This is a genomic window from Kineococcus indalonis (assembly GCF_009906395.1).
In the GTDB taxonomy this organism is placed as follows: domain Bacteria; phylum Actinomycetota; class Actinomycetes; order Actinomycetales; family Kineococcaceae; genus Kineococcus; species Kineococcus indalonis.
On the sequence record NZ_JAAALM010000161.1, the window covers coordinates 1 to 7,718 of the forward strand.

7 protein-coding genes are annotated in these 7,718 nt (G+C 74.4%); 3 read left to right on the forward strand and 4 right to left on the reverse strand.

Annotation, left to right across the window (positions count from 1 at the left end):
- A partial coding sequence (locus GTR00_RS09890) for a phosphatidylinositol-specific phospholipase C/glycerophosphodiester phosphodiesterase family protein (RefSeq protein WP_166611460.1) occupies positions 1–760 on the forward strand: 760 nt, incomplete at its 5' end.
- A gap of 108 nt (positions 761–868) precedes the next feature.
- Here the strand turns inward: GTR00_RS09890 and GTR00_RS09895 are convergent.
- The 3 genes from GTR00_RS09895 to GTR00_RS09905 form a co-directional block, all read right to left on the reverse strand.
- Entirely contained in the window at positions 869–1,756 is an 888-nt protein-coding gene (locus GTR00_RS09895) for an NAD-dependent epimerase/dehydratase family protein (RefSeq protein WP_166611461.1), read from the reverse strand.
- 22 nt (positions 1,757–1,778) lie between these two features.
- Positions 1,779–3,041: a DUF4032 domain-containing protein gene (locus GTR00_RS09900; protein ID WP_166611462.1), complete on the reverse strand. Its 1,263-nt coding sequence runs from the start codon at positions 3,039–3,041 to the stop codon at positions 1,779–1,781.
- A 103-nt stretch (positions 3,042–3,144) separates the two neighbouring features.
- Positions 3,145–4,221: an ABC transporter ATP-binding protein gene (locus GTR00_RS09905; RefSeq protein WP_166611463.1), complete on the reverse strand. Its 1,077-nt coding sequence runs from the start codon at positions 4,219–4,221 to the stop codon at positions 3,145–3,147.
- Positions 4,222–4,613: 392 nt separating this feature from the next.
- Between GTR00_RS09905 and GTR00_RS09910 the strand changes: the two genes are divergently transcribed.
- Both GTR00_RS09910 and GTR00_RS09915 read left to right on the forward strand, forming a co-directional pair.
- The gene (locus GTR00_RS09910; protein WP_166611464.1) at positions 4,614–5,096 is read left to right on the forward strand and encodes a cation:proton antiporter regulatory subunit; all 483 of its coding nucleotides are present in this window, start codon (positions 4,614–4,616) and stop codon (positions 5,094–5,096) included.
- 98 nt (positions 5,097–5,194) lie between these two features.
- On the forward strand, positions 5,195–6,382 hold the full coding sequence (locus GTR00_RS09915) for a cation:proton antiporter (RefSeq protein WP_166611465.1): 1,188 nt from the start codon (positions 5,195–5,197) through the stop codon (positions 6,380–6,382).
- Here GTR00_RS09915 and GTR00_RS09920 read toward each other — a convergent pair.
- A partial coding sequence (locus GTR00_RS09920) for a methyl-accepting chemotaxis protein (protein ID WP_240899784.1) occupies positions 6,369–7,718 on the reverse strand: 1,350 nt, incomplete at its 5' end. The genes GTR00_RS09915 and GTR00_RS09920 overlap by 14 nt on opposite strands.

Sequence of the window (7,718 nt, forward strand, 5' to 3'; positions counted from 1 at the left end):
CGCCCACAACGACTACGAGCACGAGCGCCCGCTGCTGGACGCCCTCGAGCACGGCTTCACCAGCGTCGAGGCCGACGTGTACCTCGTGGACGGGCGCCTGCTCGTCGCCCACGACCCGTGGGACCTCGACCCCGCCCGCACCCTGCAGTCGCTGTACCTGGACCCGCTGGCGTGGTTCGCCGAGCACGGCGGCGGCAGCGTGCACGGCGACGGGCGCCCGCTGCAGCTGCTCATCGACATCAAGACCGAGGCGGTGAGCACCTACGCCGCGATCGACGAGGCGCTGGCCTGGTACGACGCGCGCGACCCGGGCGCGTTCACCACGTACACGATGACGAGCGAGGGCTACGACAGCGAGCCGGGCGCCGTCACGGCCGTCATCTCCGGCAACCGCCCGCTGGACCTCATCGCCCGCCAGCCCGTGCGCAACGCCGCCTACGACGGCCGCTCCGGGGACCTGGCCAGCGGCGCCGACCCCGACTTCATGCCGCTGGTCAGCGACAACTGGAACAACCTGTTCACGTGGACGGGCGTCGGGGAGATGCCGCAGGAGGAGCGCGCCCGCCTGCACGAGTTCGTGCGGGCCGCGCACCTGGCCGGCCGCGCCGTGCGGTTCTGGGCCACGCCGGACGAGCCCGGCCCCGAGCGCGAGGCCGTGTGGCGCGAGCTGGTGGCCGCGCACGTGGACCACGTCAACACCGACGACCTCGCCGGGCTGCGCGACTTCCTGCTCCCCCTGCCGCAGGAGCCCGCGGCCTGAGGCGCAGCGGGCGGTGCTCCCCGGCCGGGGAGCACCGCCCGGCGGCGCGCTCGCGCGTCAGGCGTGCGCGCGCCTCGGACGTGGTCGCGCCTCAGACGTGGTCGCGCCTCAGACGTGGTCGCGCCAGCTGTGCTGCGGCTCGAAGCCCAGCAGCCGGCGGGCCTTGTCGATGCTCAGCAGCGTCTCGTGCTCGCCGAGCTCCCCGCGCACCTCCACGCCGGGGTACACCTCGGCCACCAGCTCGGCCGAGGAGCGGCTCATCACGGTGTCGGCGTTGGCGACGATGAACACCTCCACGCCCGGGCCGGTGCGCTGCAGCGAGAGCCGCACGGCCTGCGCGCCGTCGCGCGCGTCGATGTAGCCCCACAGGTTCCACTTGCGCAGCTGCGGGTCCGCGTCGAACGAGGGGAACTGCGCGTAGTCCTCCACGTGCATGACGTTGGAGAAGCGCAGCCCCGTCATCGTCAGCTCCGGCTGCCACCGGCAGAAGTGGTGGGCCATCTCCTCCTCCAGCGCCTTGACCAGGGAGTAGGTGGACTCCGGGCGCACCCGGTACTCCTCGTCCAGCGGCGCGTACGGCGGGGGAGCGGCGTCGAAGGGCAGGCCGAGCAGCGTCTCGCTGGAGGCCCACACCACGTTGCGGACCCCCGCGGCGCGGGCGGCGTCGAACACGTTCCACGTCGCGGCGGAGTTGTTGCGGAACGTCGCGGAGTTGCTCAGCAGCCCGGGGGCGGGCACCGCCGCCAGGTGCACGACGCCGTCGAAGGGCCCGGGCCGCTCGTCGGTGCGCCCGGCGAGCGCCTCCAGCACCTGCCCGTGGTCGGTCAGGTCGATGCGCACGAACTGCGCGTCGTCGCCCTCGCGCAGCGTGGAGGGGCGCACCTGGTCCAGCGCGAGCACCGAGTACCCGTGGTCCAGCAGGTCGCGCAGCACGACCCGTCCCAGCTTGCCCGCGGCGCCGGTGAGCGCGACGCGGGGTGTCCTCTCGTCAGGCAAGGTCGTCCCCTCGATCGGTGGTTCAGCGTTCCGCGATGACGCGGATCGCCTGGGTGTCCACGCCGAGCACGGCGCGCTCGTCGGGCTTGCTGGGCAGGACGCTGTCCACGTAGGAGTGCACCGCCTCGTCCAGGCCGACGTCGCGCCCGGCGCGCTCGGAGAGGTACCAGCGGTGCTCGAGCACCTCGTGGAACAGCTCGGGGCCCTCCAGCTTGCCGCGCATCTCGCGCGGCACGGCGCGCTGCACGGGCTCGAAGACCTCCGCCATCCAGTCGTGCGCGACGATCTCCTCGTCCTCGTTCTGTCGGTCGGCGGCGGCCATGTAGGAGTCGAGGTCGTTGAGCAGCCGGCGGGCCTGGTTCTCCTCCGCGTCCAGGCCGGTCAGGCGCAGCAGGCGGCGGGAGTGGTGCCCGGCGTCGACGACCTTCGGCTCGATGCGCACGGTGGTGCCGTCGATGTCGGTGGTGATGGCCAGCTCGCCGACGTCGAAGCCGAGCTCGTTCAGGCGCCGGATGCGCGCCTCCACGCGCCAGCGCTCCCCGCGCTCGAAGGACTCCGGCTCGGTCAGCTCCGACCACAGCGCGCGGTAGCGGGAGATGATGCGGTCGGAGATGGACAGCACGTCGTCCATGTCCACCTCCAGGGCGCCGCTGGCCACGACGTCCATGAGCTCGCCGGCGATGTTGGTGCGCGCCACGTCCAGGTCGTACTCGCGCTGGCCGGTGGAGAGCACGTCGTACAGCTCGCCGGTCTCGGCGTCCACGAGGTAGGCGGCGAAGGCGCCGGCGTCGCGGCGGAACAGCGTGTTCGACAGCGACACGTCGCCCCAGTAGAAGCCGGTCAGGTGCAGCCGCACCAGCAGCACGGCCAGGGCGTCCACGGCGCGCTTGGCGGTGTCCGGGCGCAGCGTCTGGCTGTACAGGGCCCGGTAGGGCAGGGAGTACTGCAGGTGCCGGGTGACGAGCACCGAGTTCAGCGGCTCGCCGTCGCGGTCCACGCGGCCGGTGATGACGGCGACGGGGGAGACCGAGGGCACCTCCAGCCGGTTGAGCAGGCGCAGCATCCGGTACTCGCGGTGGGCGATCTCGGCGTTGGTCTCCTTCACGGCGAGCACCCGGCTGCCCAGCTTCACGAAGCGGACCACGTGCCGGGAGATGCCCCGCGGCAGGGCCGCGAGGTGCTTGTCGGGCCACTCCTCCAGCGGCACGTCCCAGGGCAGGTCCAGCAGCTCGGGGTAGGGCCTGGCGGCGGTGATCTGCAGCGAGGTCGTCGTGGGCGCGCTCACGCGGTCATCCTCTCAGGAGGCGGGCACGGGCGCCGGGCCCGGACGCGGCGCGGGCCGCCACCCCCGCTGGGGGTGGCGGCCCGTCCGTGGTGCGCGGTGCGGTTCAGGACTCGATGCGCTGACCGGAGTGCTGGTCGAACAGGTGCACGTGGCCCACCTTGGGGGTGAAGTGCACCGTGGAGCCCTTCTCCGGGGGGCGGCGCCCGTCGACGCGGGCGATGACCTGGTGCGACTCCTTGCCCGGCTGGGCCAGCGAGCCGTAGATGTAGGCGTCGGCGCCGAGCTCCTCGACGACCTCCACCTGCACCGGCAGGCCGCGCTCGGACAGCTCCAGGTCCTCCGGGCGCACGCCCAGGGTGAGCTTGTCGCCGGTGGCCGAGAGCGCGGCGCGCTCCACGGGGTGCACGGTGTCGCCCAGCTTCACGCCGCCGTCGGTGACGTCCAGGGTGAGCAGGTTCATCGCCGGGGAGCCGATGAAGCCGGCGACGAAGACGTTGTTGGGGTGGTCGTACATGCGGCGCGGGGTGTCCACCTGCTGCAGCAGGCCGTCCTTGAGGACCGCCACGCGGTCGCCCATCGTCATGGCCTCGACCTGGTCGTGGGTGACGTAGACGGTGGTGACGCCCAGGCGGCGCTGCAGGGAGGCGATCTGCGTGCGCGTCTGCACGCGCAGCTTGGCGTCCAGGTTGGACAGCGGCTCGTCCATGAGGAAGACCTGAGGCTGGCGCACGATGGCCCGGCCCATCGCCACGCGCTGGCGCTGACCGCCGGAGAGGGCCTTGGGCTTGCGGGTCAGGTACTGCTCCAGGTCGAGGATCTTGGCCGCCTCCTGCACGCGGCGCTTGATCTCCTCCTTGGGCGTGCCGGCGATCTTCAGGGCGAAGCCCATGTTGTCGGCGACCGTCATGTGCGGGTAGAGCGCGTAGTTCTGGAACACCATCGCGATGTCGCGGTCCTTCGGGGGGACCGTGGTGACGTCGCGGTCGCCGATGAGGATGCGGCCGCCGTTGACGTCCTCCAGACCGGCCAGCATGCGCAGCGAGGTCGACTTGCCGCAGCCGGAGGGGCCGACGAGGACGAGGAACTCACCGTCCTCGATGTGCAGGTCCAGGGCGTCCACGGCGGGCTTGTCGCCGCCGGGGTAGATCCGGGTCGCCTTGTCGAACGTGACCGTGGCCATCTTCGTGTCCTTCCACCGGCAGGTACGTGCCGGACGATCCGAGTGGAACGGACCCGGTCGCTGGTGCTCCCGGGCGGTCTTCAGCTGTGACCGGTGCGGCGGGAGCCCCCGGGACGGCGCTGCAGCAGCCCGCCCGGTGGGGTCGCCCGCGACCCCGACCCCGCGGCGCCCTCGCCCGTGTGGTCGCAGCGTCGCGGTGCGACGGATACTGCACCACGCCCCGGCACCGGGCAAGGGCTGTGACCAGCGCCACACCCGCTCCCGGTCCGGTGCGGCGCGCCCGGGATGGACCCGCGGCCCGCCGGCGTTGAGGGGGGTGGACGCTGCGGCGTCCGAGGGACAGCCGGCGCCCCCGTCGTCGGCTCCCCCGTCCCAGGAGGACACTGGAGATCGTGGACCTGGAAGAGACCAAGCTGCCCGGCGTGGGGCTGCGGCACGACTTCACCACCGCGCGCGGCCGGCGCATCGGCGTCATCTCCACGCGCGGCGGCGAGCGCGAGCTGCTCGTCTACTCGCAGGACGACCCCGACGCCTGCCACTCCGTCGTCGACCTCGACGCCGACGAGGCCGAGGTGCTGGCCGAGCTGCTGGGCCAGCCGCGCGTCATCGAGCGCCTGGCGCGCCTGCGCGAGCAGATCGAGGGCCTGGCCACCGAGGGCGTCTACGTCGAGCCCGGCTCGCCCTACGAGGGGCGCACCCTGGGCGACGCGGCCATCCGCACCCGCACCGGCGCCTCCGTCGTGGCGCTCGTGCGCGCCGGCGAGGTCATCCCCTCGCCCGCGCCGTCGCAGCGCTTCCAGGCGGGTGACAAGATCGTGGTGGTCGGCACCCAGGAGGGCGTGCGCGCCACCGCCGAGGTGCTGCACCAGGGCTGAGCCCGCGCGCGCCCCGCGCGCGGGGACCGGCGGGAGGAGGGGGCGCGGGCCGGGCGGCGCGCGCCCGGCGTGGACACGGGAAGGCGGCTGGTCGGGGAGTGCACACCGCGGCTCTGCTCATCGAGCTCGGTGCGATCATCGTCGGCCTCGGCCTGGTCGGGCGCCTCGCGGGACGGCTCGGCATCTCGCCCGTGCCGCTGTACCTGCTGGCCGGCCTCGCCTTCGGCGCCGGCGGCATCGTGCCCCTCAACGCCCCCGAGGGGTTCCTCGACGCCGCCTCCGAGATCGGCGTCGTGATGCTCCTGCTGATGCTGGGCCTGGAGTACTCCGCCGGCGACCTGCTGGGCGACCTGCGCCGCCAGGCCCCCGCCGGCGTGCTGGACCTCTTCCTCAACGGCCTGCCCGGCGCCGCGTTCGGGCTGCTGCTCGGCTACGGGCCCGTCGGGGCGCTGGCGATGTTCGGCATCACCGCCGTCAGCTCCTCCGGCATCGTGGCCAAGGTCCTCGTCGACACCGGCCGCCTGGGCAACCGCGAGACCCCCAGCGTGCTGGGCATCCTCGTGCTCGAGGACCTCGGCATGGCCGTGTACCTGCCCGTGCTCACCGCCGTGCTCGCCGCCTCGGGCGTGTGGCAGGCCACCGGCTCCGTCCTCATCGCCCTGGCCTGCCTGGCCGTGGCGCTGTTCGTGGCGCTGCGCTGGGGCTCGTACGTCTCGCGCTTCGTCTCCGGCGGCAGCGCCGAGGTGACGCTGCTGCGCGTGCTGGGCCTGGCGCTGCTGGTCGCCGGCGTGGCCGAGGCCCTGCACGTGTCCGCCGCCGTGGGCGCGTTCCTGCTGGGCATCAGCCTGTCCAACGACCTGGAGGAGGACGCGCACCGCTCCCTGGAGCCGCTGCGCGACCTGTTCGCCGCGGTCTTCTTCGTCTCCTTCGGGCTGTCCACCGACCCCTCCACGCTGCCGCCGGTGCTGCTGCCGGCCCTGGGCCTGGTGGTGGTCGGCATCGCCACCAAGCTCGTCACCGGCTGGGTCGCCGCCCGCCGCGCCGGCATCGCCGTGCCCGGCCGCATCCGCGCCGGCGCGGCGCTGGTGCCGCGCGGGGAGTTCTCCATCGTCATCGCCGGCCTGGCCACCGCCGCCGGGCTGGACCCGCAGCTGGCGGCGCTGGCCGCCGCGTACGTGCTGGCGATGGCGGTGCTCGGGCCGGTGCTGGCCCGCTACGCCGACCCGTTCGGGCGCTGGTGGGTGCGCCGGCAGCGCGAGCGCGTCGCCGCCGTCACCGCCCGCTGACGCCCGCCCCGGCGGCCAGCACCCGGCGCGCCTCCTCGGGGGAGGTCACGAACGTCATCGGCACGCCGGCCTCGTCCACCCCGCGCTGGGCCTGCATCGCCGCCAGCGCGAACGGCACCACGAACGTGCCCTGCCGGAACCCGTGCCGGGCGAAGCGCTCGAAGGTGACGGCCAGCTCCCGGTGCACCTCCGGGGTGATCGGGCTCTGCCCGCGCAGGTCGATGGTGACGGTGAAGCCCGGGCGCACCCGCTGCAGCTGCTCCTCCAGCTCGCGCACGTAGCGGCGCGCGTCCTCCACCGTCCAGGTGCCGTGGAAGGCGATGCCCAGGTGCTGCGGGCCCTCGGGGCTGAACGTCCAGCCGCCGGGGAGCTCCTCGCCGGCGGCCAGGCGCACGGCCGCGTCCACGCCCTGCAGCCCGCCGGTCAGCGTGCCGACGTCGCCGAGCACGCGCCGGTTGGACTCCGCCGCCGCCGCGGTGGTGCGGGCCAGCTCCTGCACCCGCGCCACGGCCTGCGCGATGACGTCGGTGCGCCGGGCCACGTCCGCGGTGGTGGCCGAGACCTGGCTGGTGGTCACGGACTGCTCCTCCACCGCGGCGGAGATCGACGCCTGGTTCTGCGCCATGCCGTCGATGAGGTCGCCGACGCTGCCGATGGCGGCGATCGCGGAGGCGGAGTCGGCCTGCAGGCGCGCCACGGTCGCGGCGATCTCCTCGGTGGCCCGGGCGGTCTCCTGCGCCAGCTCCTTGACCTCCCCGGCCACCACGGCGAAGCCCTTGCCGGCGTCGCCGGCGCGGGCGGCCTCGATGGTGGCGTTCAGGGCCAGCAGGTTGGTCTGCTCGGCGATGGAGGTGATGACCTTCACCACCCCGCCGATGGTGGCCGAGCTCTCCGCCAGCGCCCCCGTCGTGGCCGCCGCCGCGCGCACCGCGTCCACGCCCGCGCCGGCCGCGGCGCTGGCCTGCGAGACGGAGGCGGAGATCTCCCGGATCGCCGCGCTCATCTCCTCGCCCGCCGAGGCCAGCGCCGCCACGTGCTGCGAGACCTCCCCGGCCGCGCTCGTGATGCGCTGCACCTCCGCGTCGGTGCCGGCCGCGCCGTCCGCGATGGACGTGCCCGCGCCCGCCAGCTCGCGCGCGGCGAAGGCGAGCATCGCCGAGGTGGGCGGCAGCGGCGCCAGCAGCGCCGACAGCGAGCGCGCGGCCGCGCTCAGCTCGGGCGCCACCGCCGGGTCCTCCGCCGCGGCGGCCAGGTCGCCGCTGCCCAGGGCCCGCGCCCAGCGCTGCTGCGCCCGCGCGCGCTCGCTCCCGCCGGCGCCGCGGGCGGCGAGCACGAG

Bases quoted from the DNA above. Each gene is read 5' to 3' on its own strand.
- GTR00_RS09905 (WP_166611463.1), bottom strand. From the start codon at position 4,221: ATGGCCACGGTCACGTTCGACAAGGCGACCCGGATCTACCCCGGCGGC.